Origin of the sequence: Chromohalobacter israelensis DSM 3043, assembly GCF_000055785.1 — a bacterium.
Taxonomy (GTDB): domain Bacteria; phylum Pseudomonadota; class Gammaproteobacteria; order Pseudomonadales; family Halomonadaceae; genus Chromohalobacter; species Chromohalobacter israelensis.
On sequence record NC_007963.1, the window covers coordinates 2,580,888 to 2,606,615 of the forward strand.

26 protein-coding genes and 1 tRNA gene are annotated in these 25,728 nt (G+C 65.5%); 3 read left to right on the plus strand and 24 right to left on the minus strand.

What is annotated here, in order from left to right; all coding sequences use genetic code 11:
* Positions 1–3: 3 nt before the first annotated feature.
* The 9 genes from CSAL_RS11660 to CSAL_RS11700 form a co-directional block, all read right to left on the minus strand.
* Complete coding sequence (locus CSAL_RS11660) at positions 4–465, minus strand: hypothetical protein (RefSeq protein ID WP_011507588.1); 462 nt, start codon at positions 463–465, stop codon at positions 4–6.
* Between the two features lie 55 nt (positions 466–520).
* Entirely contained in the window at positions 521–919 is a 399-nt protein-coding gene (folX, locus tag CSAL_RS11665) for a dihydroneopterin triphosphate 2'-epimerase (protein WP_011507589.1), read from the minus strand.
* Between the two features lie 62 nt (positions 920–981).
* Positions 982–1,536: a GTP cyclohydrolase I FolE gene (gene folE / locus CSAL_RS11670; RefSeq protein ID WP_011507590.1), complete on the minus strand. Its 555-nt coding sequence runs from the start codon at positions 1,534–1,536 to the stop codon at positions 982–984.
* A gap of 127 nt (positions 1,537–1,663) precedes the next feature.
* Complete coding sequence (locus tag CSAL_RS11675) at positions 1,664–2,647, minus strand: serine/threonine protein kinase (RefSeq protein ID WP_011507591.1); 984 nt, start codon at positions 2,645–2,647, stop codon at positions 1,664–1,666.
* A 33-nt stretch (positions 2,648–2,680) separates the two neighbouring features.
* Positions 2,681–3,406, minus strand: a complete 726-nt coding sequence (locus CSAL_RS11680) for a ComF family protein (RefSeq protein ID WP_011507592.1) — start codon at positions 3,404–3,406, stop codon at positions 2,681–2,683.
* Between the two features lie 300 nt (positions 3,407–3,706).
* Positions 3,707–3,791, minus strand: a tRNA-Leu gene (locus CSAL_RS11685).
* A gap of 315 nt (positions 3,792–4,106) precedes the next feature.
* A complete protein-coding gene (locus tag CSAL_RS11690) occupies positions 4,107–4,484 on the minus strand; it encodes a Rap1a/Tai family immunity protein (RefSeq protein WP_011507593.1) in 378 nt (125 codons plus the stop codon).
* 354 nt (positions 4,485–4,838) lie between these two features.
* Complete coding sequence (locus tag CSAL_RS11695) at positions 4,839–6,350, minus strand: sodium:solute symporter family protein (protein ID WP_011507594.1); 1,512 nt, start codon at positions 6,348–6,350, stop codon at positions 4,839–4,841.
* Positions 6,340–6,570 carry a hypothetical protein gene (locus CSAL_RS11700; RefSeq protein WP_011507595.1) on the minus strand — a complete coding sequence of 77 codons (231 nt, stop codon included), beginning with the start codon at positions 6,568–6,570 and terminating at the stop codon, positions 6,340–6,342. The genes CSAL_RS11695 and CSAL_RS11700 overlap by 11 nt, the downstream gene beginning before the upstream one ends.
* 212 nt (positions 6,571–6,782) lie before the next feature.
* On the opposite strand from CSAL_RS11700, the gene CSAL_RS11705 reads away from it, so the two are divergent.
* Positions 6,783–7,601, plus strand: a complete 819-nt coding sequence (locus CSAL_RS11705) for a DUF1206 domain-containing protein (protein WP_011507596.1) — start codon at positions 6,783–6,785, stop codon at positions 7,599–7,601.
* Positions 7,602–7,612: 11 nt separating this feature from the next.
* Here CSAL_RS11705 and CSAL_RS11710 read toward each other — a convergent pair whose 3' ends face one another.
* The 15 genes from CSAL_RS11710 to serS all read right to left on the minus strand — a co-directional run bounded on the left by CSAL_RS11710 (position 7,613) and on the right by serS (position 21,886).
* The gene (locus CSAL_RS11710) at positions 7,613–8,218 is read right to left on the minus strand and encodes a HupE/UreJ family protein (protein ID WP_011507597.1); all 606 of its coding nucleotides are present in this window, start codon (positions 8,216–8,218) and stop codon (positions 7,613–7,615) included.
* Between the two features lie 37 nt (positions 8,219–8,255).
* The gene (gene ureG, locus CSAL_RS11715; protein ID WP_011507598.1) at positions 8,256–8,930 is read right to left on the minus strand and encodes an urease accessory protein UreG; all 675 of its coding nucleotides are present in this window, start codon (positions 8,928–8,930) and stop codon (positions 8,256–8,258) included.
* A 13-nt stretch (positions 8,931–8,943) separates the two neighbouring features.
* Entirely contained in the window at positions 8,944–9,636 is a 693-nt protein-coding gene (locus tag CSAL_RS11720; RefSeq protein WP_011507599.1) for an urease accessory protein UreF, read from the minus strand.
* Positions 9,626–10,126, minus strand: a complete 501-nt coding sequence (gene ureE, locus CSAL_RS11725; RefSeq protein ID WP_011507600.1) for an urease accessory protein UreE — start codon at positions 10,124–10,126, stop codon at positions 9,626–9,628. Before ureE ends, CSAL_RS11720 begins: the two co-directional genes overlap by 11 nt.
* A gap of 40 nt (positions 10,127–10,166) precedes the next feature.
* Positions 10,167–11,879, minus strand: coding sequence for an urease subunit alpha (ureC, locus tag CSAL_RS11730; protein ID WP_011507601.1), 1,713 nt, complete (start codon positions 11,877–11,879; stop codon positions 10,167–10,169).
* Positions 11,876–12,202, minus strand: a complete 327-nt coding sequence (locus CSAL_RS11735) for an urease subunit beta (protein WP_011507602.1) — start codon at positions 12,200–12,202, stop codon at positions 11,876–11,878. Before CSAL_RS11735 ends, ureC begins: the two co-directional genes overlap by 4 nt.
* A 54-nt stretch (positions 12,203–12,256) precedes the next feature.
* Positions 12,257–12,559 (minus strand): urease subunit gamma, encoded by a 303-nt coding sequence (locus tag CSAL_RS11740; RefSeq protein ID WP_011507603.1) that lies wholly within the window; start codon positions 12,557–12,559, stop codon positions 12,257–12,259.
* A 42-nt stretch (positions 12,560–12,601) separates the two neighbouring features.
* Complete coding sequence (locus CSAL_RS11745) at positions 12,602–13,543, minus strand: urease accessory protein UreD (protein ID WP_011507604.1); 942 nt, start codon at positions 13,541–13,543, stop codon at positions 12,602–12,604.
* Complete coding sequence (urtE, locus tag CSAL_RS11750) at positions 13,540–14,250, minus strand: urea ABC transporter ATP-binding subunit UrtE (RefSeq protein WP_011507605.1); 711 nt, start codon at positions 14,248–14,250, stop codon at positions 13,540–13,542. The genes CSAL_RS11745 and urtE overlap by 4 nt, the downstream gene beginning before the upstream one ends.
* A complete protein-coding gene (gene urtD / locus CSAL_RS11755) occupies positions 14,250–15,122 on the minus strand; it encodes an urea ABC transporter ATP-binding protein UrtD (protein WP_011507606.1) in 873 nt (290 codons plus the stop codon). Before urtD ends, urtE begins: the two co-directional genes overlap by 1 nt.
* Complete coding sequence (gene urtC / locus CSAL_RS11760; protein WP_011507607.1) at positions 15,119–16,171, minus strand: urea ABC transporter permease subunit UrtC; 1,053 nt, start codon at positions 16,169–16,171, stop codon at positions 15,119–15,121. Before urtC ends, urtD begins: the two co-directional genes overlap by 4 nt.
* Positions 16,168–17,784, minus strand: coding sequence for an urea ABC transporter permease subunit UrtB (gene urtB, locus CSAL_RS11765; protein ID WP_050934530.1), 1,617 nt, complete (start codon positions 17,782–17,784; stop codon positions 16,168–16,170). The genes urtC and urtB overlap by 4 nt, the downstream gene beginning before the upstream one ends.
* 156 nt (positions 17,785–17,940) lie before the next feature.
* The gene (gene urtA / locus CSAL_RS11770; RefSeq protein WP_148266889.1) at positions 17,941–19,188 is read right to left on the minus strand and encodes an urea ABC transporter substrate-binding protein; all 1,248 of its coding nucleotides are present in this window, start codon (positions 19,186–19,188) and stop codon (positions 17,941–17,943) included.
* 393 nt (positions 19,189–19,581) lie between these two features.
* On the minus strand, positions 19,582–20,454 hold the full coding sequence (gene cobA, locus CSAL_RS11775; RefSeq protein WP_011507610.1) for a uroporphyrinogen-III C-methyltransferase: 873 nt from the start codon (positions 20,452–20,454) through the stop codon (positions 19,582–19,584).
* 154 nt (positions 20,455–20,608) lie between these two features.
* Complete coding sequence (serS, locus tag CSAL_RS11780; protein WP_011507611.1) at positions 20,609–21,886, minus strand: serine--tRNA ligase; 1,278 nt, start codon at positions 21,884–21,886, stop codon at positions 20,609–20,611.
* Positions 21,887–22,100: 214 nt separating this feature from the next.
* Here serS and CSAL_RS11785 point away from each other — a divergent pair, with 214 nt between their 5' ends.
* Positions 22,101–25,376: an FAD-binding and (Fe-S)-binding domain-containing protein gene (locus CSAL_RS11785; protein ID WP_011507612.1), complete on the plus strand. Its 3,276-nt coding sequence runs from the start codon at positions 22,101–22,103 to the stop codon at positions 25,374–25,376.
* A gap of 74 nt (positions 25,377–25,450) precedes the next feature.
* Positions 25,451–25,651, plus strand: a complete 201-nt coding sequence (locus tag CSAL_RS11790) for a DUF2905 domain-containing protein (RefSeq protein WP_011507613.1) — start codon at positions 25,451–25,453, stop codon at positions 25,649–25,651.
* Positions 25,652–25,728: the final 77 nt, after the last annotated feature.

Genomic DNA, 25,728 nt, shown 5'->3' on the forward strand with positions numbered 1-25,728 from the left:
TCCTCACAACGACAGCAGGCCTGTACTCAAAACGCTGAGCACCGCGATCGCGATGGCCGCGCCGCATAGCGCCTGACCCTTGTAGCGGGCCGGCGCCCTGCGTACCTGACGAATGCCCGCCCAGGCCATGAGCACCGCCAGGGCATCGACGAGCGGCATCCAGACGGCAAACAGAGGGGCCACGGCGACGAGCACCAGGGCGGCCACCGCCCAGGGAGAAAGAAGGGAGGATTTGACGCGCCCCTGGTCATCACGGGTGTGGCGCGCCACGCGTTGCGGCACTGGCGCGTCGAACACCTGCTCGGCCCGCTCGCCGCGGGCGTCGAAACGCAGGCGCGACCCTTCCCGAGGCAAGCCTCGGCCACGCCAATCGGCCAGGGTGAACCAGTAACGGTGGCCGTCGTCGTCACCGACGATCACGCCCCGTTGGGCGTCGTCATCGAAGCTTTCCAGCTTACCTTGCACGTGGCGATTCCTCGTGGCCGGCCATCACATGACGATCGAGTCGACGGGGCATCGTTCAATCCAGACGTGAATCCGAAAGCGTGACCGAGACGGAATCGGAGAAGCGCAGCGCGTAGGGCTTGTCGATTTCCACTTCCGCCGTGAGCACCTGTTCGTACCCCATGATGATATCCAGCACCTCTCGTGTCATCCGCTCCAGCAGCAGAAATCGATTGTCCTCGACGTAGCCGATGAGATGCTTGGTGATCGTGCGATAATTGAGCGCCTGCTCGATATGATCGAACTTGACCGCCCGCTCGGCCCGGTAGCGGATGGTGGCGTTGATCACCACATCCTGACGATTCTGGATTTCCTCGTCCTTGATGCCGATATAGGTGCGCAGTCGCAGGTTCTTGATGCGAATCGTCGCCAGATCGTGATCCAGGTGCTGATCGTTCAAGGCATGTAGGGCCATGCGGCATTTCTCCTCGTCGTCGGAATCGCGCCTCGCGCGAAAGGCGCCAGCCAGCGCATCGCTCAGCCGTGAACCAGCGTCAAGAACTCCTGACGCGTGGTCAGATTGTTGCGGAAAGCCCCCAGCATCACGGAGGTCTTCATGCTCGAATTCTGCTTCTCGACGCCGCGCATCATCATGCACATGTGTTGCGCCTCGATGATCACGCCCACGCCGCGTGCCTGGGTGACCTGCTGCACGGCCTCGGCGATCTGACGCGTCAGGTTTTCCTGGATCTGCATGCGTCGTGCGTACATGTCGACGATGCGCGCGAACTTGGAAAGGCCCAGCACCCGGCCCTCGGGCAAGTACGCGATGTGGCACTTGCCGATGAACGGCAGCAAATGGTGTTCGCACATCGAATACAGTTCGATGTCCTTGATCAGGACCATCTCGTCGGTCTGCGATTCGAATACCGCGCCGTTGACCAGGGATTCCAGGGTCTGGCCGTACCCCTGGGTGAGAAACTGCATGGCCTTCGCGGCACGTTTGGGGGTGTCGCGCAGCCCTTCCCGGTCGGGATCCTCGCCGAGGCCGGCGATGATGTGGCGGTAGTTGTCTGCAAGTTCTTCTGTCATTTAACTGCCTTCGTCATGACGCCCGACCGGGCATGGTTACGTGATGGATACATGATTCATGAGTTTGCCACAGAGGCGAAGCGCGACGCACGCACGATTCTACCAGGCGCCGTGACACACGGCCGCGTCACGCCAGCCAGCGGGGATTTTCCAGCGCCAGGCGCTGCTGCTCGAGGATGCGGATATGCTGATCCCAGTAATCCTCGCTGGCCACCCAGGGGAAGGCACGTGGAAAGGCAGGGTCCTCCCAGCGATCGACCAGCCAGGCGCTATGCCGCATCAAGCGCAGCGTGCGCAACGGCTCGATCCAGCGCAGTTGGCGGCGATCGAACTCGACGTGCTGTTCGTAGCCTTCGATCACTTCGGATAACTGCATCTGCCATTCATCGGCATCCGGTGACGTCAGCAGCATCCACAAATCCTGAACCGCCGGCGCCATGCCGCAGTCATCGAAATCCACCAGCGCAAACTGCTCGTCGCGCCCAAGGATATTGCCGAGGTGGCAGTCGCCGTGGACACGCTGCAGGGCCTCGCTCGGCCAGCACTGCTCGGCGAGCAGCGTTTGCAGGCGCTCGGCGATACGCGCATACGCCTGGCGTTGACGACGGCTCAACCAGTCACTGGCCAGCACGCGCTCGCAGCTCGCCTGGCTGATCGCCATGGGCTCCTGGACGGGGCGCGACTGGAATGCCCGGCGACGCGCCACGGCATGGACCTGACCGATCAGGTCGCCCAGCGCGAAGAGGTGCGCGGGATTTTCAAGCTCCGGCGCCTGCCCCGCCACGTGGGGAAACAGCACGAAGGCAAACCCGTGCGCATGGTGCAGCGTTTCGCCCTGGGCATCCCGCCAGGGCGGCGCACCTGGCACGCCGGCGGCATCCAGCTCATCGAGGAAGGCGTGCTCCTCGCGAATCTGTGCCTCGCTCCAGCGCGCGGGACGATAGAACTTGGCCACCCAGCGGCGGCGGTCGTCATCGCTGAGCAGAAAGACGCGATTTTCATAACTATTGAGCGCGAACGGCTCACCGGGCAGCCAAAAACCCAGCGACTCGACGGCGTCGACGACGCGCGCGGGCGTCAAACTTTCGAATGGATGCTTCGAGGCGGTCATGGGGCGTCCTGTTCCGGGTGCCCAGGCATGGTATCAGACTCCACGCGGCGTACGCGCCATCGCCCACGCCTCGACCTGCTGGGCTCCCGACCCGCGGCAGGACTCGGCCAGCGCCGACAGCGTACTTCCGGTGGTCATCACGTCATCGACCAGCGCCACTCGCGCGGGCAGGCCCGGCGCGACGCGGAACGCGCCGCGCACATTGCCACGGCGCGCCTGCCGCGTCAGACCACGCTGGGTGGGCGTATCGCGCTCGCGCCAGGCATGCAGGAGAGGCACGCCCAGGCGACGCGACAGTTCGCGACTCAGCCAGGCGCCATGATCGAACCCGCGTTCGCGGCGACGCTGCGGGTGGGTGGGCACCGCGATCAAGGCATCGGGCAACGGCGTGACCGGCATGGCCGCGATGAACAGGCTCGCCAGCAAGGTGCCGGCGCGGGGCTGGGCCGCGAACTTGAAACGCTGAAGCAACATCTGCGCGGCATCCTCGTAGCGCAACGGTGCCCGCGTGACATCGAAGGCCGGCGCGGCACGCAGGCAATGTCCGCACAGCGCAGCGGGGCGCGCCAAGGGCTCGGCACAGCGCCGACAGGCCACGCGATTCCAGGGCAATGCGGCGAAACAGGCATCGCACCAGGCCTGCCCCGCCGGGGTCTCGCCCATGCAGAACGCACACTGGCCCGGCAACGCGATGCTCGCCGCCTGATCGATCCAGCGCCAGACATGCGCCGACAGTCGTGCCACCTTCTCCGCCGTCATCCTCCGGCACTCCCGCCCCATTGCCGATCATGGCCTCGCGGCCACCGCCCGGACGACATATTAGCAAAATAAAATGAAACGGCATTCCTGGAAGGATCGGGGCGAGCGAGACAAGACGCCAGCAAGCGGACGACAGTGCGATATCATCCGATCGATCACTATTTCAGTGTCATTTGTGCGAGGACGAGTTCGCGAGTCAGTCAACCGAAAGGAGGATGCGTCACCATCTGGTCACACGGGAAATCAAGTGGCTCAACTGGAAGGGGTTCATCGAAGGCCGCAAGGCCTTGTGAATCAAGCTGGTGCGGATGGGGAGACTCGAACTCCCACGCCTCTCGGCACTAGAACCTAAATCTAGCGTGTCTACCAATTCCACCACATCCGCATGTGCCTGGCAGGTCGAGCGACATTCTACGTATACCGGCATGGAAGTCAATCGCGGCCCATGGCACGGGGCGTGCGGCGGTGTAGAGGTCCCGGACCCACCGGCTGTTAAAGAGAGAGCCCCCGAGGACGATCGGGGGCTCTCAATCAGCAAATACCCTTGACGCTGAACGGTGTCAGTATCTCCTTGGCGCGCTGAGCATCCATCCTGGACGACAGCATTCTGTCAAATTTCGAATGCAATAAACTTAACATGGATCAACAAAGACCCGGCAAACAAGCCGGGTAATACTCCGTCACGCCGAGGTGAATTTCCTCATTGACAGGCGTAGGCATCTTGCAGGGCATCCGTGACGACATCGCTTGCCGCGTCGTTCCAACTGCCCGGCGTGTTGTCCAGATAATGCGCGACGTCGTTCAGCACATCCCGCCCCTGGATATCCCCCGGCGCACAGATGCTTTCCTCGGCCTCGAGACGGTCGAAGACCCCCAGCACATAGCCGGTGTAGGTAAAAAACTTGCTGGTATCGTACGCTTTTCCATCCCGAAACTGCTGATAATGCTGTTGAAAATCGAGCAAGTCGGCACCGTTGTAAAAATATCCCCAGGCGTTGCCGCCCCCGCCGAGGCCGAGCCCCACGATCAGAGCCACGCCCCATGCCTGGCGGATGCCGTGTCTTTTCTCCCCCACCATCGACTCCTTGCACCTTTCATCATTCGGACAAAAAAACGCCGGCTGTCATACAGCCGGCGAGGCGCCATGCACGCATGGCGATCGATCTACGCCGGCCTTTCCAGACCGGTTGGAGACGGATGCATGCCCCGCCTCTGGAGACACATGAGACCTGCGTCTTCCTTGGTGATTCGGATCACATGAGCCTGCGAGGCGGCATCCGCCTCCTTCCCTGGCTGCCGGCCACCAACCAGCGCATTCACGCATGTCCCTTGGCAGCGTCCCAGTGACCGGTGATCGCTGGAATCCCCCCCATCTTAGACGTGTAACCGACATTGGCAAAGCTTTGTACAACACGCACCATCAACGATGCTCTCACTCGCTCACCGAGGTGCGGTGCACAGCACCACGATCACCGGCTGCCCGCCAGCCTGGCGCGGCGATCGCGAAAAAGCGCTCGGTCACAGCACTGGAAGCCGGGCGCGTCAGACAGGAGACCAGCACGAATATCGGCAGGTTGACCAGCAGCCCCCAGAATCCGGCATGCACGCCCAGCGGGTTCCGCCATGCGAGAGTGAACGCCAGCGTCAGCGAAAAGCCGGCCACGATGCCGGCCAACACGCCCCACTTCGAGGCGCGGGTCCAGAAGAACATGCCGATGAAGGCCGGCAGGACCTGGGTGGCGAACCCGAGCCCCACCAGCAGGATCATCACTAGGTTATCCGGTTCGGCGATCGCCACCGGCGCCACGATGAACGCCATGATGGGCACCAGCAGATAGCGCGCCAGGGCCCCGGTGCGGGCATCGGAAAGCCTCAGCGCGGGCTGGGCGATGTCCTTGGCGTAGGACAGCGCCACCGAATGCAGAAACGGTTCGCAGGACGACATCGATGCGGCAAGCGTACCCGCCCCCAGCAAGCCCACCAGCCAGACAGGCATCTGTTGCATGGCCAGCTCCAGCGCCACGGTATCGGCACGCGCCAGCTCGGGCAGGCTGTAGATCCCGATGAACCCCACCACCACCATCGGCAGGATGACCACGTAATAGCTCGGCAACCAGGTGGCGCTACGGCGGATGGTGCGTGCCGACGACGCGCTCATCCATTGCGTCCACACCGGCGGCATGAACGACAGCATCGACACGATGATCGACGTGGTCCAGAACGCGAAGCTCATGTCGCCCTGCGCTCCAGGCAGCGTCAGGAACCGAGGGTCCCGGTCACGCAGGGTAGCGAACACATCGCCGAACCAAAGGCCGCCGCCGAATCGCTGCGACGCCCACAGACCAACGGCCCAGGCCACCGCCAGCATCAGCACGCCTTGAAAGGCATTGGTGACGCCGATGGCCCGCTGTCCACTGGCGTACAGATAGACGGCGATGCCGAGCAGCACCACCAGCACGCCCGTCCAGACCGGTACGCGCCCACCGCTCATCACGTGCAGGATGTAAGCCGAGCCGATGGTCTGCAGCACCGCGTACGCCAGCGAGGCGATGGACATGACCGCCGCCGCCAGGCCGCCCAGCAAGGGGCTCTCGTAGCGGTCGGCGATGGCCGCGCCTTGGGTGACGTGTCCGAAACGACGCCCGAAGGCCCAGACCTTGGGCCCGAAATACCAGGCCACCAGCGCCAGGTAGGACAGATAGATCACCACATAGAAGACCGCGACGCCCTTGGTGTAAGCCCACCCGGGCGCTCCCATGAAGGTATAGGCGCTGACGCTGCCTGCCGCGATCAGCAGGTACAGCATGACCGGGCCCAGGCTTCGCCCGGCCACGCCCCACTCCTCGAGGGAATTCATCGAGCGCCCTGCCCGCGCGCGCAGACCAAGCAGGATCGCCACCCCCAGGTAGCCCAGGGTGATCCAGAAAGGAACGCTACTCGTCATCGGGCACGTCCTCCACCCACCGATTGCCGATGGCCATGACGGCACAGCAGGCGAACACGATGAAATAGGCCCACACCGCGATCCACGGCAGGCCGAGGAACAAGCTCGCCCGATTGATCCACTCGATCACCGGCCAGATGCCCAGAACGACGAGCGCGACGAAGGCAATCGTCAACGCCCAGCCACGGCCCGTGACAGGGCGGACAACATAGTGCTTCACGTATATCTCCGCAGGAGTGATACCGACGCGATCCAGGCCGATGACCTAAAATGACCGCGCGAGAAAGCCGCACATGGTAGCGTACTCATGCGCGCGAGGGGATCCTTCCGACATGTCTTGCGGCCAGGTGCATCGGTATACATCGGCCACACCGACGAGATAACGTAGCGCGTCGTTTCTCACCTTCTCACCCTGGCGACAAGGATGTCCTCATGAAATTTTCCCTGGCCGGCTTGCGTAACGCACTCAGTGGCACGGCCAGTGCCGGTTACATCGCCAAGGGTATGATCTACTTCACGGTGGGATGGCTGTCGCTGCTCACCACGATCGGGCTCGGTGGCCAGCAGGCCGGCACCGGCGAAGTCATTCGCGCCATCGCGCTATGGCCGTTCGGCACCCTGCTGATCGGCCTGCTCGGTATCGGCCTGCTCGCCTATGTGCTGTGGCGGCTCGCCCAGGCCTGGTGGGACCTCGAGCACAAGGGCAACGACTGGAAAGGCATCCTGCAGCGTCTCGGCTTCGCCATCAGCGGGTTGTTGTACATCGCCCTGGCCTGGCAATGCGCCACGCTGATCATCCTCTCCCTGGCCAGTGGCGGAGGCAGCAGCACCTCGCAGCGCACCGCCGAGCTGCTCGACTATCCCGGCGGACTGTTCGTCCTGCTGGGAATCGGCCTCGTCTTCATCGGCGTGGGAGTGCATCAGTTCTATCGTGCCTGGAAGCGCCATTACCGGCGCAACTGGCACATCGAGGACATGCCCAAGGGCCCGATGCCGCTGCTCGAAGGCATCGCCCGCCTGGGGCTGGCGGCACGAGGGCTGGTCTTCGTGATCATCGGGACCTTTCTGAGCGTGGCCGCCATCGAGGTCGATCCCGACAACGCCGAGGGGCTGGGAGGCGTGCTCCACACACTCGCCGAGCAACCCTACGGCCGCTGGCTGCTCGGCGGTGTCTCGCTGGGCCTCGTGGCCTATGGACTCTATTGCTTCATCAATGCCGGTTATCGGCGCACGCGAACGCCGCGCCTGTAACCGGCGTCGACTCAGCCCATCATCAAGGCGCCGCCGGCAGCCGCGATGGCGGCGCCGATGCCACGCAGCCAACGGTTGTCGCGGCGGGCCAGCCACTCGCCCAGCACACGTCCGCCCAGGGTGATGGCCACGCTGGTCGCCACGAAGCCCGTCGCATACAACAACGCGGATGCCCCCGGCGCCAGTTCGCTGCCATGAGCATGGCCATGCAGCAGGATGAAGGCGAACACCAGCATGCCGCCCAGGGCACTTGGCAAACGTACCAGCGAGGCCAGCAGCACCCCGGCCAGCAACACGCTCGAGGCGATGCCGAACTCGACGCCCATGAGCGGTATGCCCATCCAGGCCAGACTGGCGCCCGCCAGCATGCCCAGCGCAATCAACAGCGGCATGGCACGACGCAGCGCGCCCGCCTGGCGGAAGCTCCACAGCCCGATGGCCGCCATCGCCAGCAAGTGATCGAGCCCGGTCAGCGGGTGCATCAGCCCGGCCACGAAACTGCCCGCATGCGAATGCGGCATGTGACCGGGATGCGCCACTGCCGCACCGGTATACAACAATGCCAGCGGCAGCATGACCCAGGCGCACCGACGTACGTGAAGACCAGACATGAACATGGAACCTCTCCCTTTTAATGAGTGACAAGCGTCGATATCAGGCACCGGCCGGGGCCTCGCCGACCGTGGCGGCTGGCGCCCCTGTACGCTGCGACGCCGGCCGGCGCTCCGGCAGCATGCCCCGCTCGAGGATGAAGGCGACGATTTCCTCGACTCCCACCCCGTCGTGCAGGTTGGTGAACACGAACGGCCGCTCGCCGCGCATCTTGCGTGCGTCACGGTCCATGACCTCCAGCGAGGCATGTACCTGCTCGGCGATATCGATCTTGTTGATGATCAGCAGATCGGACTTGGTGATCCCCGGCCCGCCCTTGCGCGGAATCTTGTCGCCGGCGGAAACGTCGATCACGTAGAGCGTCAGATCGGAAAGTTCGGGGCTGAACGTCGCCGACAGGTTGTCGCCGCCGGACTCGACCATCACCAGCTCGAGCGCGGGGTGGCGAGACTGAAGCTCGTCGATGGCGGCCAGGTTCATCGAGGCATCCTCGCGGATCGCGGTGTGCGGACAGCCCCCGGTCTCCACCCCCAGGATGCGGTCGGCGGCCAGGGCTTCGTGCTTGAGCAGGAAGTCGGCATCCTCGCGGGTATAGATGTCATTGGTGACCACGGCGATATCGTAATGATCGCGCAGGGCCAGACAGAGTTGCTTGAGCAGCGCCGTCTTGCCGGACCCCACCGGGCCGCCGACACCGACACGCAGACAATGTGTCATAGGAATTCTCCCTTTAACTTCTGAACAAGCGTGAGTACTGCGTTTCGTGCAAGGCGCTGGCCAGCGCCAATCCCGGCAACGCCGGTCCCAGATCATCGTCATCCAGCGCCAGGGCTTCGCTGACTGCCGCGACAAGGGCCGGGCGCAGGCGCTCGACGAGACGCTGGGCACTCGTCTGCCCCAGGGGCAAGGCCTTGCAGGCCACCGTCAACTGGTTCTCCAGCCACGCCCAGGCGAAGCCCAGCATGGCATCTTCCCGGCTCACCCCGCGTACCCGAGCGGCCAGCGCGAAGACCACCACGTAGCCCGGCGTTTCGGGCATGGCCGGCGTCACGGGCACCTGATCGAGACTTCTCAGCAAGCGCACCAGCGTGCCGCCCAGGCGCTGCTCTTCCTCGAGCAGCTCGCGGGTCTCACGATTGGCCTGCAGCCAGTCATTCCAGTGCGCCAGTGCCTGGGCGTCGCCCTCCGCCCAGGCGCGATGGACGCGTGCCAGCACCGGCAATTCGCAGCGGGTCAGCCCGTCGTCGAGCACGCCGGCGAGCCACTCGCCGAGGCTTGCCTCATCATCGACCCAGCCCAGCTCCAGCGCGCTCTCGAGCCCCTGCGACCAGGCAAAGGCACCGATCGGCAGCGCCGGACTGACCAGCTGCATGAGCCCGGCCAGGGCCAGCGGATCGTGCTGCGACACCGGCTCAGTGGACATGTGCCGACGCCTGATGGTGGTGATGATCGTGACCATGGCCGTGGCCTTCCGCCTGGCCATAGGCGCCCGGCTCGGGATCGAACGGTGCCGCGTGGTGCTCGAGCGTCGCGCCCAGCCGCTCGGCCAGTTCCTCGAGCACGTGATCCGGCGGAAAGCGCACCCAGCCGCGTTGCGCGTCGCCCGCGATGGCCAGTTGCACGTGACGGTTGCCCAGGTGATAGCACAGCCGCGCCAGCGCCAGTGCGCCTTCGATCCGTGCCGTCACCACCGGCTCGTCGGCCGCCTGGACGCGCACCACCTCGCCACTCTCGGCACGCAGCCCGTCGCCGTCGCGCAGCACCGGGCCACGATCGAGGAACAGGCCCAGCTCGCGGCCGGCATCGCTGACCGCCTTGAGCCGCCCGCGCATGCGCGCCTCGAATGGCAACGTGAGCGTTTCGCCGGCCTGCTCCGCCGCAATCGGCCCCAGGCGTTCGATCAGTTTCAGCATCGTTCAATCTCCCTCTCGGCCACGCGCCCTGGCGCGTGACTCAAAACAAGTGGTACCGCTGGGCGAGCGGCAGCTCGGTGGCAGGCTCGCAGGTGAGGATGTCGCCATCACAACGCACCTCGTAGGTCTGCGGATCCACCTCGAGATGGGGGCAAACCTCGTTGAGCTTCATGTCGGCCTTGCGCACGCCGCGCACGTCCTTGCAGGCCACCAGATCGCTCTGCAGCCCCAGGCGCTCGCGGATGCCGGCATCCAGCGCGGCCTGGCTGACGAAGGTCAGGCGCGTGCGGCTGGCCGCCCGCCCCAGGGCGCCGAACATGGTCCGGTAGTGCACCGGCTGGGGCGTGGGGATCGAGGCATTGGGGTCGCCCATCGGCGCGGCGGCGATCATGCCGCCCTTGAGCATCATGGCCGGCTTGACGCCGAAGAAGGCCGGGTCCCACAACACCAGGTCCGCCAGCTTGCCGACCTCCACCGAGCCCACCGCGTGGGCGATGCCATGGGTGATCGCCGGATTGATGGTGTACTTGGCGACATACCGCTTGGCGCGATGATTGTCCGCACCGCGCGCAGCGTCCTCCGGCAGCAGGCCCCGCTGCACCTTCATCTTGTGGGCGGTTTGCCAGGTCCGGCAGATCACCTCGCCGACCCGCCCCATGGCCTGGGAGTCCGAGGCGATCATCGAAATCACGCCCATGTCGTGAAGGATGTCCTCGGCGGCGATGGTCTCGCGGCGGATTCGCGAATCGGCGAAGGCGACGTCCTCGGGGATGTTGGGATCGAGGTGATGGCACACCATCAGCATGTCGAGGTGTTCGTCGATGGTATTGACGGTGTAGGGGCGCGTGGGATTGGTCGATGACGGCAGCACGTACGACTTGGCGCAGGCGGTGATGATGTCCGGGGCATGCCCGCCCCCGGCGCCTTCGGTGTGGTAGGTGTGAATGCAGCGCTCCTTGAAGGCCGCCAGGGTGTCCTCGACGAAGCCCGACTCGTTGAGCGTGTCGGTGTGGATGGCGATCTGCACGTCGTACTTCTCGGCCACGCTCAGGCAGTTGTCGATGGACGCCGGCGTGGTGCCCCAGTCCTCATGCAGCTTGAGGCCCATGGCGCCGGCCTCCAGCTGCGCCTCCAGCGCCTCGGGCAGGCTGGCGTTGCCCTTGCCCAGCAGACCGATGTTCATGGGCATGTCATCGACGGCCTGCAGCATCTTGCCGAGATGCCACTCGCCCGGGGTGCAGGTCGTGGCATTGGTGCCGGTGGCCGGGCCGGTGCCACCGCCGAGCATGGTGGTGATGCCGCTCATCAACGCCTCTTCCACCTGCTGGGGGCAGATGAAGTGAATATGGGCGTCGATGCCCCCGGCGGTGAGAATCTTGCCCTCGCCGGCGATCACTTCGGTGCCGGGGCCGATGACGATGTCGACGTCCGGTTGCGTATCCGGATTGCCGGCCTTGCCGATGCTCGCGATATGGCCCTGCTTGAGTCCCACGTCGGCCTTGACGATGCCCCACCAGTCGAGAATCAGGGCATTGGTGATGACGGTATCCATCACCGCCTCGTCGACGCGCTGGCTCTGTCCCATGCCATCGCGGATCACCTTGCCGCCGCCGAACTTGACCTCGTCGCCGTAGTGGGTGAAATCCTGCTCGACCTCGATCCACAGCTCGGTATCGCCGAGCCGCACGCGATCGCCCACCGTCGGGCCGTACATGTCCGCATAGGCCTGACGGTCGATGGTAGTCGGCTTCATGACGTCGCTCCTTTCTCGTCCAAGGCGCCCATGACCGCCTGGCGGAAGCCGTAGACATGCCGTCGGCCGACGAAGGGAATCAGGGTCACCTCGCGGCGCTGGCCGGGCTCGAAGCGAATCGCCGTGCCCGCCGCCACGTCGAGGCGATAACCGCGCGTCTTGTCGCGGTCGAAGATCAAGGCCGGGTTGGCCTCGGCAAAGTGGTAGTGCGACCCGATCTGGATGGGCCGGTCGCCGGTATTGGCGACCTCGACGGTGATCCGCTCGCGCCCTGCGCAGAGCTCGATCTCGCCGTCCTGCAACTGGTATTCACCGGGAATCATGGCGCCTCCTTACGAGGTTGCTGAAATGCGCGAGCGCAGCCATTGCGGACTCCGTCACACAATCGGGCTATGAACTGTGACCAGCTTGGTGCCGTCCGGGAACGTCGCCTCGACCTGCACCTCATCGACCATCTCGGCCACGCCTTCCATGACGTCGTCGCGGGTCAGGATCTCGCGCCCGGCGCTCATCAGTTCGGCGACGCTCTTGCCGTCGCGGGCGCCTTCCAGGATCTCGAAGCTGATCAAGGCCACCGCCTCGGGGTAGTTGAGCTTGAGGCCACGGGCACGGCGTCGTTCGGCAAGTTGCGCGGCGGAAAACAGCAGCAGCTTGTCCTTGTCTCTCGGGGTCAATTCCATATCGGCAACTCTCTCTTGATGAATTCGGGCGTCGGGCCGTCGTCAGGTCATCCAGATCCGCGGCACGCTGGCCTGCCGTGACGACAGCCAGGGCCGCAGCACCTCCCAGGCCTGCTGACAAATCTCCCAGGCGGCATTGCGCTCATCGCCCAGGTAGCGCAGCAGGAGCACGTCGCGGCGCTGGGTGACGGCCCAGTGCCGCGATGCCGGCAAGCATTCCCTCAGGGCCTCCACCGCGGCCTGCGGCGCCGTCAGCCCCACTGCCCAGAGCGTCGCCTGCACCGTACTGCCGCCCTGTCCCCAATAACCGTGGAACCGTGGATGCATGGGATCGAGCGGCTGACGTTCACGCCATAGCGGGCGTCCGTCGCGCGTCAACGCGAAGCGCTGCTCGACCCGTCCGCTGACGAACGGCAACTGGCTGGCGGGACGCCCCAGCGCCAGGACTTCCCAGCCCACGCAGCAGCCATCGCCCTGCACATCCAGCGTCGTGCTCTGCATGCCACGCGCGCCGTCGAAACACAGGGTTTCCTGCGGCAGCCATTCGAGCAGCGCGCCGGGCCGCACGCTCAGATGCGTGTGCTGCCCCCAGCACACGCCATGGCTATCGGCGCGATACAGCTTGGTCGCCGCCGGCGTGGTCAGCAGGGCATGGGCGCCGCTCTCGGCCTCGATGTCGATGCGCAGCTCGTCACCGCTGACCAGTCCGCCCGGCGGGTGCAACAGATACACATGGCAAGGCTCCGCGTAGCGAGCGTCGGGAACATGGCCCGTTTCGGGATAGAACGGCCGTTGCACGCGCAGAGGGCCATGGTGGCGCGCACGCGTCATCCGCGTGCGCCCATCGCGATCGCGAAAGCCCAGCGACAGGGAAGCCGCCCAGTGGCGCCGGGTGTCGAAGCGGTGCCCCGAACCGCCGGACGGCGTCTGCCCCGCCCCTTCACCGGGCGACGCCGCCTGGCCGGGAAACGACAAGTCCGTCATACCGTCAGGTGCCGTTTGATCAGGTCATCGTCGAGTTCACCGATCTCGCCGCCGGCGACCGTCTGCCCCCGGTCCATGATCGTGAAGCGATCGGCGTACTTGCGCGCGAACGGCAGCTTCTGCTCGACCAGCAACACGGTGAGCCCGTCCTCCTGGTTGAGCCGGCGTATCACCTCACCGATCTGCGCGACGATGTTAGGCTGGATGCCCTCGCCGGGTTCGTCGAGGATCAGCAGGCGCGGCTCGATCACCAGCGCCCGGCCGATGGCCAGTTGCTGCTGCTGGCCGCCGGACAGGTCACCGCCACGCCGGTGACGCATTTCCCGCAGCACCGGAAAGAGTTCGTAGATACGCTCGGGAATGCCCCGCTCCGCTGCGCCTTGCACACGCTTGCGCCGTGCCGGCAGACCGATGCGCAGATTCTCCTCCACGCTCAGCGTGGCGAAGATCTGCCGCCCCTGGGGGACGTAGCCGATGCCCAGATCGGCGCGGCTTTCCGGGCGCCGCTTGAGCAGGTTCTCGTCGGCGAAACGCACCTGGCCGTCGCGCACCGCCACTTCGCCCATGATGGCCTTGAGCAGCGTGGTCTTGCCCACGCCATTGCGGCCCATGACGCAGGTGCAGCGCCCCGCCGGTACCTCCAGCGAGAGATCGCGCAGGATATGGCTTTCGCCGTAATACTGATTGAGCTTGTCGACGCTGAGCATCAGGTTCCCTCCCGCACGTCGGACGATTCGTCGCCGCCCAGATAGACGTCGATCACCTTCGGGTCGTTGGCGACCTCGTCCATGCTGCCCTCGGCAAGCACGCTGCCCTGATGCAGCACGGTGACGGTACGGGCGATGGAGCGTACGAACCCCATGTCGTGCTCGACCACCACCACCGACTGCTGGCCGGCCAGGCGCGTCATCAGCTCCGCCGTGCGGTGCATTTCCGGCTCGGTCATGCCCGCCACGGGCTCGTCGACCAGCAACAGCCGCGGGCGCTGCATCAACAACATGCCGATCTCCAGCCATTGCTTCTGACCATGCGAAAGCACACCGGCCAGCCGGTCGCGTTCGCCGCTCAGGCCGATGATCTCCATGACCTCGTCGATGCGTTCGCGCCCCTCGTGGTCGAGCCGGGCCAGCAAGGTCTTCCACACGCGCCGGTCGCCGGCCATCGCCAGCTCGAGGTTGGCGTTCACCGACAGCGCCTCGAACACGGTGGGTTTCTGGAACTTGCGCCCGATCCCCAGGTTGGCGATCTGCGGTTCGTCCATCTGCAGCAGGTTGTGGCGGCTGCCGAACCAGGCCTGTCCGCGGTCGGGACGCGTCTTGCCGGTGATGATGTCCATCATGGTGGTCTTGCCCGCGCCGTTGGGGCCGATGATGCAGCGCAGCTCGCCGTCGTCGATGGTCAGGTTGAGATCGTCGATGGCCTTGAAGCCGTCGAAGCTCACGCTGACATCCTCGAGGTAGAGAATCGGCCCGTGACGCACGTCGACGGGGGAGTCCGCCGGTGCCATGAAGTCGAAGACGCGATCGGGGCGCGCGAACTCGCGCAGGCGTTGCATGCGCTGCGAATCCATCATGCTCATGCGGTCACCTCCCGGCGCCGACGCAGGTGCGCCATCAGGCCCGCCACGCCCTGCGGCAGGAACATGGTGACCACCACGAACAAGCCCCCGAGCAGAAACAGCCAGGCATCCGGCATCACTCCGGTCAGCACCGTCTTGAGATAATTGACGACCAGCGCGCCGAGCAGCGCGCCGTAAAGCGTGGCGCGGCCGCCCAATGCGACCCAGACCACCACCTCGATGGAAAACAGCGGCGCGAAGGTGCTCGGGTTGATGATGCCGACCTGCGGCACGTAGAGCGCCCCGGCGACGCCCGCGATCATCGCCGACAGCACGAACACCGCCAGCTTGACGTGTTCGACGCGATAGCCGATGAAGCGCACCCGTGCCTCGGCGTCCCGGGTGGCCATGCACACCCGCCCGAGCCGTGACCGGGTGACTGCCTTGCAGCCCCAGAACGCCAGCAGCACGGCCACGCCCGAGGCCACGAACAGCGCCACGGTCATGCCTTCGCCGGCCAGCGCGAAGCCCAGCAACTCATCGAATCGCGTCAGCCCGGTGCTGCCCCCCATGGCCATTTCGTTGCGGTTGAAGGCCAGCATCAGCGCAAAGGTCAGCGCCTGGGTGATGATCGAGAAGTACACGCCGGTGACCCGCGAGCGAAACGCCAGCCAGCCGAAGACCAGCGCCAGCAGCCCCGGCGCCAGGATCACGGCGAGCGCCGCCACGGGAAAGTGAGCCATGACAGCCTGCCAGGGCGCCAGCGGTGCCTGCTGGGCGGTCAGGTAGAGCCCCATGGCGTAGCCGCCCAGGGCGAAGAAGGCCCCGTGACCCAGGCTCAGGATGCCCAGGTAACCCCAGATCAAATCCACCGCCAGCGCCAGCAGCATGTAGGTCAGGTACTTGCCCAGCAGCGAGACGACGGAGCCGTTCAGGTGCCAGGCATGATCCGGCGGCAAGGCATGGAGCACGACCACCGCCAGCATGCCGACGATCAGGACGACGCTGGTGATCCAGGTCGAGCGTTCATCGAGCAGGGAATTGCGTTTGAACATCGTGGCGAGACTCATGAGGTCCGCCCCTTGGGCGCGAAGAGGCCCTGCGGACGTTTCTGAATGAACAGGATGACGCCGATCAGCACGATCACCTTGGCCAGCACGGCCCCGACCCAGGGCTGCAGGACCTGATTGATCACGCCCAGCGACATGCCGGCGACCAGGGTGCCCCACAGGTTGCCGACGCCGCCGAAGACCACCACCAGGAAGGAGTCGACGATATAGCTCTGCCCCAGGTTGGGCCCCACGTTGGTGATCTGGGACAGGGCGACGCCCGCCAGCCCGGCGACCCCGGCACCCAGGCCAAAGGTGAGCATGTCCACCCGCGCGGCGCGCACGCCCATCGAGCGTGCCATGGCACGATTCTGGGTCACCGCGCGCACCTCCAGCCCCAGCCGGGTGTAGCGCATTAGCGCCCATAGCGCGGCGAACACCACCAGGCAGAAGAGCAGCACGCCCAGGCGGTTGAGAGTCAGCGACAAGGCCTCGTTGATCTGCCATGCGCCCTGCAGCCAGTCCGGCGAGGCCACCCGGCGATTGAGCGGCGAGAACACCGTACGCACCAGTTGCTGCAGGATCAGGCTGATGCCGAAGGTCGCCAGCAGCGTCTCGAGCGGACGCCCCTTGAGAAAGCGGATCACGCTGCGCTCGATGAGAATGCCGAACGCCGCCGCGACCAGGAAACCGCCGGGGATCGCCAGCAACAAGGCCAGCCCCGGCTGCCCGGGCAACAGTTGCTGAATCATCCAGGTGGTGTAGGCCCCCAGCATGATCAGCTCGCCGTGCGCCATGTTGATCACCCCCATCACGCCGAAGGTGATCGCCAGGCCGATCGCCGCCAGCACCAGCACCGACCCGGCGCTCAAGCCGAAGAACAGCGTCTGTCCGCGCTCGTACCAGGCACGCTTGCTCTCGATGCTGGCCAGCGTCTCGCCGGCCTCGGCGGCGATCGGGGCGTCGCTGGCGGCGATGGTAGCGAGCGAATTGCGCACGCGGGTGTCGAGATTGCCGCGCAGGGTTTCCAGGGCCGCGGCATCGCCCTGCTCCACGCGATACAGCGCCAGTGCGGTTTCGAGCTCGGCGCGTACCGCGGGACTCTCCTCGTCGTCGAGTTGCGCGGCGACCGCATCGACGCTCTGCGCATCGACCTCGCCGATCAAGCGTTTCGCGGCCTCGAGACGTGTCGCCTCGTCGCCTTCGTCGAGCGACAGCGAGGCGATCAGGCCCTGCAACTGGGTGCGCAGCGCGTTGTTGATGCGAAATGCATCGACGCTGCGCCGGGAGCCGGTGCCGGCCTCCTCGAAGGTGATGGCATCGATGATCGGCCATTCGCGGCCGCTGTCATCGGTGATGATGTAAAAACGCTCGCCACGGCGCTCGCGTCCCAGACGGCCGTCGAGCAAGGCCTCGAGCCAGCGTGCTTTCTGGGCGGCGTCGCTGGCGGCGATGGCCTGGGCGGCCTCGGCCTTGGCATCGAAGTCGTCGGTGTCCAGCGCCTGCAGCAAGGCCTGGGCACGCTGCGGCGTCACCTCGGCCTGCACCGGCGAGACGATGGCGAGCCACACCAGCAGTGCGGCCACGACCGTCAGACAATGCCGGAAACCCAAGCCGGCCTGCGGTCCGGTCATGCCTTCTGGCCGAACATTCGTCGCGTGAGTTGGCGTCATCGAAAGGTTCCTTCTCGCGCCGCGACGATCGCGGCGCACGATTCGGGAGCGCCCCAGCCTGCGGAGCGTCATGACGTGAAGGAAACGGCGAGCGCCGGACGCTCGCCGTGGGCGTGCTTACTCGGCGCCAGCGCCGTCCTCGCAGGTCATGGTGTCGACGTTGAGCTTTCCGCAGCGCAGTGGCGCGCGCCAGTCGCTGATCAGGTTCTGCGATTCGGGGAGATAGTCGGACCAGGCGTCGCCGGCGACATTGCCCGAGGTTTCCCAGACCACGCTGAACTGACCGTCGTCCTGGATCTCGCCGATCATCACCGGCTTGGTGATGTGATGGTTGGGCATCATCGCCGAGGAGCCACCGGAGAGGTTGGGCACCGTGACTCCGATGATCGAATCCTTCACCGCGTCGACATCGGTGGTGCCGGCCTCGCGCACCGCCTCCAGCCACATGTTGAAGCCGATGTAGTGCGCTTCCATGGGATCGTTGGTCACGGCCATGTCGTCACCGGTGTATTCGACCCAGTTGTCGATGAAGTCGTAATTGGCGTCGCTGTCGACGCTCATGAAGTAGTTCCACGCCGCCATGTGTCCCACCAGCGGCCCGGTATCGATGCCGGACAGTTCCTGCTCGCCCACCGAGAAGGCGACCACCGGGATGTCGGAGGCACTGATGCCCTGATTGGAAAGCTCGGTGTAGAACGGCACGTTGGCATCGCCGTTGATGGTCGAGACCACGGCGGTCTGCTTGCCCTGGCTGCCGAAGTCCTTGACCTCGGAGACGATCGACTGCCAATTGCTGAAGCCGAACGGCGTGTAATTGACCATGATGTCGTCGTCGGCGACGCCGTGGTCCTTGAGATACGCCTCGAGAATCTTGTTGGTGGTGCGCGGATAGACGTAGTCGGTACCCAGCAGCGCCCAGCGCTCCACGCCCTGACTCATCAGGTAGTCGACCGCGGGAATCGCCTGCTGGTTGGGTGCCGCGCCGGTATAGAAGATGTTCTCGGACGATTCCTCGCCCTCATACTGCACCGGATAGAACAGCAGGCCGTTCTCTTCCTCGACCACCGGCAGCACCGCCTTGCGCGACGCCGACGTCCAGTTGCCGAAGATCACGTCGACCCGGTCGTCCCCGGTGAGCATGTCGCGCGCCTGCTCGGCGTACAGCGACCAGTCCGAGGCCGGATCCATCACCACGGGTTCGAGCTGCTTGCCCAGCAACCCGCCGTTTTCGTTCTGCTGCTCGATGAGCATCAACAGCTCATCCTTCAGCGTCGACTCACTGATGGCCATGGTCCCGGAAAGAGAGTGCAGGATCCCGACCTTGATGGTGTCTTCCTGGGCCGCGGCCGGAAGCGCGATGCCCATCGAGAGTAAGAGTGCGGCGGTGGAGGTGATCTTGTTCACGAACGACTCCTTGCGGGTCTGATTGTTGTTGCAGCGCCAATGCACGCTGTTGTCGTGATATCCAGCGACGACGCCTGATGACGTCTACACGACACCTCGCAAGTCATGTGCCAACTTCGTGCACCGCCCTTTAAACCGCATTAGGAACAATGACTTATAGCGTATACAAAAAGCACAAGAGGGCATCGCCCGCACCTAAATGGCGCACGCCGGATCCGCGGGCGCACCAAAGAGGAGGAGGAATGGCGTCATGAGCACCAGAAAAGTGCACGCACGCAAGACAAGGAGAGAAACGACAAGGTCGGCACCCGCCTCTCGGGCGGGCGCAAGCGGAAGGAGGAAGGCGAGCGCCTGCTAAGCGCTCGAGGCGTTGTCCAGCGGCGTGGGATGCTTGCCGTCGCGCCACCCCTGGGTAGACGAGGACGCCGGCTCGAACCAGTCCAGCCGACCGTGCAGCGACACCACATCACCGACCACGATCAGCGTCGGCGGGCGCACGTCTCCCGTGTCGATGGCAGCCAGCAGCCCCTCGGGAAGCGCCGCCAGGGTGCCCACATGCACCCGCTGGCGCGCGGTGGTGCCTTGTTCGATCAAGGCCAGGGGCGTGTCGCCGGACATGCCATGCGCCTGCAGCTCATGGCGGATGGTGGCCAGCGAGCCCAGCCCCATGTAGAACACCAGCGTCTGCCCGGGACGCGCCAGCGTCGGCCATTCGAGGTCGCAGCCGCCGTTTTTGAGATGACCGGTGACGAACCGCACCGACTGGGCATGATCGCGATGGGTCAAGGGAATGCCCGCATAGGCGGCGCAGCCGCTAGCCGCGGTGATGCCCGGCACCACTTCGAAGGCGATGCCCGCCTGGGCCAGGGTTTCCAGTTCTTCGCCGCCACGCCCGAAAATGAACGGATCGCCGCCCTTGAGCCGCACCACGCGATGCCCGGCACGCGCCCAGTCGACCAGTGCCTGATTGATGCCTTCCTGGGGCACGCTGTGCGACGACCGCGCCTTGCCGACGTACAGTCGCCGGGCCTCGGGGTTGGCCAACGCCATGATCTCCTCGCTGACCAGACGATCGTGCAGCACCATGTCGGCTTCCTGCAGCAGGCGCAGCGCCTTGAGCGTCAGCAGCTCCGGATCGCCGGGCCCTGCGCCGACCAGCGCCACATGGCCGTGGAGACGTCGGGGGCGCGACGAGCGCGATGTCACATTATGCGAAGAAACAGGCATCGTTATTCCCGGTTCGACTTAAAAAACGAGGTCTTATAGCCAAAACGATAAGGTTCCTCGGCATCTCGGGGAAGGAACGTCTGGTTGGAAGGTTATAACCAAGTAGAGATCCATGCCATTGCCCGTGGCGAGCAATGGCATGGCGGACGCGGCGTCAGGCGTTGATCCGCTCGACGCCATCCATGTAGCCGCGCAGGACCTCGGGAATCACGATGCTGCCATCGGCTTGCTGACAATTCTCGAGCACCGCCAGCAGGCAGCGTCCCACCGCCAGGCCGGAGCCGTTGAGCGTATGCACCAGCTGCGGCTTTTTCTGCTCGGGATGCCGCATGCGCGCCTGCATCCGCCGTGCCTGGAAGTCCTCGCAGTTGGAAATCGAGGAAATCTCGCGGTACGTCTCCTGGCTCGGCAGCCAGACTTCGAGATCGTAGGTCTTGGCGGCGCCGAAGCCCATGTCGCCGGCACACAGCGTGACGACGCGATAAGGCAGCTCGAGCGCCTGCAGGATCGCCTCGGCGTGGCCGCGCATGGATTCCAGGGCGTCATAGCTGGTTGCCGGATCGACGATCTGCACCATCTCGACCTTGTCGAACTGATGCTGGCGAATCATGCCGCGAGTGTCTCGCCCGTAGGCGCCCGCCTCGCTGCGGAAACACGGCGTGTGAGCGGTCAGCTTCAAGGGCAGTTCGGCAGGCGTGAAGATCTGCTCCCGCGCGATGTTGGTCAACGGCACCTCGGCGGTGGGAATCAAGTAGAAGTCATGATCCCCCTCCAGCTTGAACAGGTCTTCGCCGAACTTGGGCAACTGCCCCGTGCCGGTGAGCGAGGCGTCGTTGACGATATAGGGAACGTAGCATTCCTCGTAGCCGTGCTCGCGCGTCTGCTTGTCGAGCATGAACTGCGCCAGCGCGCGGTGCAGCCGTGCGATGGGGCCGCGCATCACGGCGAACCGCGACCCGGTCAGCTTGGCCGCCATCTCGAAATCGAGATAGCCGAACTTGGCGCCCAGATCGACATGATCGCGCACCTCGAAGTCGAAGGTGCCCGGCGTTCCCCAGCGATGCAGCTCCACGTTATCGGCCTCGTCGAGGCCCTGGGGCACGCTGTCATGGGGCAGGTTGGGCAGCGCCGCGACGCTCTCGTCCCATTCGGCCTGCACCTCGGCGAGACGCGCCTTGGCGGCGTCGAGACGCTCGCCCAGATCGCTGACTTCATCGAGCAGCGGCTGAATGTCCTCGCCCGATGCCTTGGCCTGGCCGATCGCCTTGGAGCGCGTATTGCGCTCGTTCTGCAGGCGTTCGGTCTCGGTCTGCAGCTCACGGCGGCGCGATTCCAGCGCCTCGAGACGCGCCGTGTCCAGGGTAAAGCCGCGACGGGCCAGTCGTTCGGCGACCAGAGGCAGGTCGCTGCGCAACAATTTGGGATCGAGCATGGATCTTATCCGTCGGAAAAAAGGATGAAGCAACGTGAATGGAGTCCCATTGTAGGGAAAAGCCGCGACGTTAACCACGCTCGCCCGCCCCATTCGGGATGCGCCACGCGGCGCGCTGCAGTAAAGTGGTGCCAGATACCGGCGTCCCGACGACGCCCTGGCACAGGCGACCATAGAAACCGCCGCCCGACGCTGACCGATGGCTTGAAATTCCATGATCGCACCTCTGGACACCCCGGAACGCACCACCACGCCCTATCTGCGCTTTATCGAGGCGCTCGACGCCGCCGGCTTTCGCGGCGACATCGCCCCGGACTACGCCAACCGCACGGTGCTGGCCACCGACAACTCCATCTACCAGCGCCTGCCCCAGGCCGTGCTCTATCCCCGCGACGCCGAGGACCTCGCCCACCTGGCCCGCCTCGCCGCGCGCGAGGAATTCCAGGCCATCGTGCTCACCCCGCGCGGCGGGGGCACCGGCACCAACGGGCAGTCGCTGACCGACGGCCTGGTGGTCGACGTCTCCCGGTACATGAACCGCATCCTCGAGATCGACGCCGAGAACCGCCGTGTGCGCGTCCAGGCCGGCGTGGTCAAGGATCAGCTCAACGCCGCCCTCAAGCCGTACGGCCTGTTCTTCGCGCCGGATCTGTCGACCTCCAACCGCGCGACCATCGGCGGCATGATCTCCACCGACGCCAGCGGCCAGGGCAGCTGCGAGTACGGCAAGACCCGCGATCACGTGCTGGCGCTAGACATGCTGCTGCTCGGCGGCGAGCGTCTGCACTGCCAGCCCCTCGACGCCGACGCTCTCGACCAGGCCTGCGCACGCGATGACCGCATCGGCGACGCACACCGCACCGCGCGCGAGATCGCCGACACCCAGGGCGCCTTGATCGAGGCCACGTTCCCGCCTCTCAACCGCTGCCTGACGGGCTACGATCTGGCCCACCTGCGCCGCGCGGATGGTACCTTCGATCTCAACAGCGTACTTTGCGGTTCGGAAGGAACGCTGGGCTTTCTCGCCGAGGCCACGCTCAACGTCCTGCCCATCCCCAAGCATTCGACCCTGGTCAACATTCGCTATCGCGGCTTCATGGATGCCCTGCGCGACGCCAAGGCGCTGATGAGCGGTGACAGTCGCCCGACCTCCATCGAGACGGTCGACGACAAGGTGCTCACCCTGGCCATGGAGGATTTCGTCTGGGACAGCGTTGCCGAGTATTTCCCCGCCGGGGAGGCGGACATACACGGCATCAACCTGGTCGAATTCAACGACGACGATCCCGAGCGTCTGGCGGCGCGCGTCGAGGCCTTCTGCACGCATCTCGGTACCGACACGCAGGTCGAGCGTCTCGGCCATACCCTGGCCGAGGGCCGCGAGGCGATCACCCGCGTCTATGCCATGCGCAAGCGCGCGGTGGGCCTGCTCGGCAACGCCAAGGGCGAAAAGCGCCCGATTCCCTTCGTCGAGGATACCGCCGTACCGCCCGAACATCTGGCCGACTACATCGCCGAGTTTCGCGCCCTGCTCGATGCCCATGGACTGGCGTACGGCATGTTCGGCCACGTCGATGCGGGCGTACTGCACGTGCGACCGGCCATCGACATGAAGGACCCCGAGCAGGCCACGCTGATCCGCACCCTGTCCGACGAGGTCGCCGCGCTGACACAGCGCTACCACGGGCTGCTGTGGGGCGAGCATGGCAAGGGCGTGCGCTCGGAATACGCGCCGCAGTTCTTCGGCGAGCTCTACCCCAGCCTGCAGCGCCTCAAGGCGGCGTTCGACCCGCACAATCAGCTCAACCCCGGCAAGATCGCCACACCGCTCCTTACCCGGCCCGAACACGCCGGTCATGCTATCCGGCCGGAGGACAGGGCTCCCGATGCGGTCGATGACCAGGCGTCGAAAGCGGAAACCGGCGAAGGTCCTTTGCCGGGGAAGGCAACCGTCGCGCCCACGGAAGGGGCCACAGCGCCTTCGCAAGGGGCCGCTTCCGATGACGCCGTTGCCGCCGAGGCGGAGCCGGTCAAATGGGTCGATCCGGGGCTTTTGACCATCGACGGCGTCACCACCCGCGGCCAGCTGGATCGCCAGATCGACGAGCGCGTCTGGCAGCATCACGCCAGCGCGGTCTACTGCAACGGCAACGGGGCCTGCTACAACTACGACCCCAATGACGCCATGTGCCCGTCATGGAAGGCGACCCGGGAGCGCATTCACTCGCCCAAGGGCCGTGCCAGCCTGATGCGCGAATGGCTGCGCCTGCAGAACGAGGCCGGCATCGATGTCGTCGAGGCATCGCATCGGCAGAAGGCCGCCGGGGCCTGGGATTTCGTCAAGACGTTCCCTCGCCGCGCGCGCAATACCCTGGCCAAGCGTCGCGGCCGGGAAGATGTCTCTCACGACGTCTATGACGCCATGGCGGGGTGCCTGGCGTGCAAGTCCTGCGCCGGACAGTGTCCGATCAAGGTCAACGTCCCCGAGTTTCGCTCGCAGTTCCTGGCGCTCTATCACGGACGCTACCTGCGCCCGCCGCGCGACTACCTGATCGGCGCGCTGGAATTCTTCGTGCCCTACCTCAAGCCGGTGGCACCGCTGTACAACGCGCTGCTCGACACGCGCCTGGCGGATCGCCTGCTTGCCGGCCCCCTGGGCATGGTCGACACGCCGCGCCTGTCCCGGGCGAGCCTCGCCAGGCAGCTCGAGGCCTGGGGCATCGCCGAAGCCACGCCCACCACGCTGGGCTTTCTCAGCGAACGCCAGAAGGCCCGCAGCGTGGTCATCGTCCAGGATGCGTTCACCAGCCATTTCGAAGCCAAGCTGGTGATGGACATCGTCGAACTGCTCTCGCGCCTCGACATTCGCGTGTTCGTGGCGCCCTTCCACGCCAATGGCAAGCCGTTGCACGTACAGGGCTTTCTGGGCGCCTTCGAGAAGACCGCCGCGCGCCAGGCACGACGCCTGCGCACCCTGGCGGACTTCGGCGTGCCGTTGGTGGGCATCGACCCGGCGATGACGCTGGCCTACCGCCAGGAGTACGTCAAGGCACTGGGGCCGGAGGCCGTCCCCGAGGTCCTGCTGCTGCAGGAATGGCTGGTGTCGCTGGGCCGGGCGCTGGTGCCCAGCGATGTCTCGCCGGTCACGGATCCGGGCTACAAGCTGCTGACCCACTGCACCGAGAAGACCAATGCACCAGGCGCGACCAAGGCCTGGCAGCAGGTCTTCGCGGCCTTCGGCCTGACGCTGGAGAGCATCGCCACCGGTTGCTGCGGCATGTCCGGCACCTACGGCCACGAAGCGCGCAACCGCGAGACCTCGGAGACGATCTACGATCTCTCGTGGCGACAGCCCGTCGAGGACGACGCCAATGCCGGCCGCCTGCTGGCCACGGGCTATTCGTGCCGCAGCCAGGCCCAGCGTCTGTCGGAGGCGTCGCTGCCCCATCCGCTGCAAGGCTTGCTGGTCGCCCTCAAGCGCGCGGGATAGGCACGCGGCGCGTGATGTGCATGCGAACGGTCGCCACCCGGCAACGGGTGGCCACTCAAGAAAAGGAGCCGACGATGTCGCGTCCCCTCATTCTCATCGGTCTGGCCATCGTGGTCATCGGGCTGCTGTGGCCCTGGCTGTCCAAATTGCCGCTCGGTCACCTGCCCGGTGATATCGTCATCAAGCGCGAGGGATTCGCCTTCTATTTTCCGATCACCACCATGATTCTGGTCAGCGTGGTCATATCGGCACTTCTGTGGTTGTTCAATCGCTGAATCGCGCGTCACATCCGGCGTGCGGGAGACATCGGCCCGGGGCATCGAACAGCGATGCCAATCCATCCGTCATTGAG

Excerpts from the sequence above, each read along its gene's own strand:
- folX (WP_011507589.1), bottom strand. The coding sequence starts at position 919 with ATGGCCCTACATGCCTTGAACGATCAGCACCTGGATCACGATCTGGCG.
- folE (WP_011507590.1), bottom strand. The coding sequence starts at position 1,536 with ATGACAGAAGAACTTGCAGACAACTACCGCCACATCATCGCCGGCCTC.
- CSAL_RS11675 (WP_011507591.1), bottom strand. The coding sequence starts at position 2,647 with ATGACCGCCTCGAAGCATCCATTCGAAAGTTTGACGCCCGCGCGCGTC.
- CSAL_RS11680 (WP_011507592.1), bottom strand. The coding sequence starts at position 3,406 with ATGACGGCGGAGAAGGTGGCACGACTGTCGGCGCATGTCTGGCGCTGG.
- CSAL_RS11690 (WP_011507593.1), bottom strand. The coding sequence starts at position 4,484 with ATGGTGGGGGAGAAAAGACACGGCATCCGCCAGGCATGGGGCGTGGCT.
- CSAL_RS11695 (WP_011507594.1), bottom strand. The coding sequence starts at position 6,350 with ATGACGAGTAGCGTTCCTTTCTGGATCACCCTGGGCTACCTGGGGGTG.
- CSAL_RS11705 (WP_011507596.1), top strand. The coding sequence starts at position 6,783 with ATGAAATTTTCCCTGGCCGGCTTGCGTAACGCACTCAGTGGCACGGCC.
- CSAL_RS11710 (WP_011507597.1), bottom strand. The coding sequence starts at position 8,218 with ATGTTCATGTCTGGTCTTCACGTACGTCGGTGCGCCTGGGTCATGCTG.
- ureG (WP_011507598.1), bottom strand. The coding sequence starts at position 8,930 with ATGACACATTGTCTGCGTGTCGGTGTCGGCGGCCCGGTGGGGTCCGGC.
- CSAL_RS11720 (WP_011507599.1), bottom strand. The coding sequence starts at position 9,636 with ATGTCCACTGAGCCGGTGTCGCAGCACGATCCGCTGGCCCTGGCCGGG.
- ureE (WP_011507600.1), bottom strand. The coding sequence starts at position 10,126 with ATGCTGAAACTGATCGAACGCCTGGGGCCGATTGCGGCGGAGCAGGCC.
- ureC (WP_011507601.1), bottom strand. The coding sequence starts at position 11,879 with ATGAAGCCGACTACCATCGACCGTCAGGCCTATGCGGACATGTACGGC.
- CSAL_RS11735 (WP_011507602.1), bottom strand. The coding sequence starts at position 12,202 with ATGATTCCCGGTGAATACCAGTTGCAGGACGGCGAGATCGAGCTCTGC.
- CSAL_RS11740 (WP_011507603.1), bottom strand. The coding sequence starts at position 12,559 with ATGGAATTGACCCCGAGAGACAAGGACAAGCTGCTGCTGTTTTCCGCC.
- CSAL_RS11745 (WP_011507604.1), bottom strand. The coding sequence starts at position 13,543 with ATGACGGACTTGTCGTTTCCCGGCCAGGCGGCGTCGCCCGGTGAAGGG.
- urtE (WP_011507605.1), bottom strand. The coding sequence starts at position 14,250 with ATGCTCAGCGTCGACAAGCTCAATCAGTATTACGGCGAAAGCCATATC.
- urtD (WP_011507606.1), bottom strand. The coding sequence starts at position 15,122 with ATGAGCATGATGGATTCGCAGCGCATGCAACGCCTGCGCGAGTTCGCG.
- urtC (WP_011507607.1), bottom strand. The coding sequence starts at position 16,171 with ATGAGTCTCGCCACGATGTTCAAACGCAATTCCCTGCTCGATGAACGC.
- urtB (WP_050934530.1), bottom strand. The coding sequence starts at position 17,784 with ATGACCGGACCGCAGGCCGGCTTGGGTTTCCGGCATTGTCTGACGGTC.
- urtA (WP_148266889.1), bottom strand. The coding sequence starts at position 19,188 with ATGGGCATCGCGCTTCCGGCCGCGGCCCAGGAAGACACCATCAAGGTC.
- cobA (WP_011507610.1), bottom strand. The coding sequence starts at position 20,454 with ATGCCTGTTTCTTCGCATAATGTGACATCGCGCTCGTCGCGCCCCCGA.
- serS (WP_011507611.1), bottom strand. The coding sequence starts at position 21,886 with ATGCTCGATCCCAAATTGTTGCGCAGCGACCTGCCTCTGGTCGCCGAA.
- CSAL_RS11785 (WP_011507612.1), top strand. The coding sequence starts at position 22,101 with ATGATCGCACCTCTGGACACCCCGGAACGCACCACCACGCCCTATCTG.
- CSAL_RS11790 (WP_011507613.1), top strand. The coding sequence starts at position 25,451 with ATGTCGCGTCCCCTCATTCTCATCGGTCTGGCCATCGTGGTCATCGGG.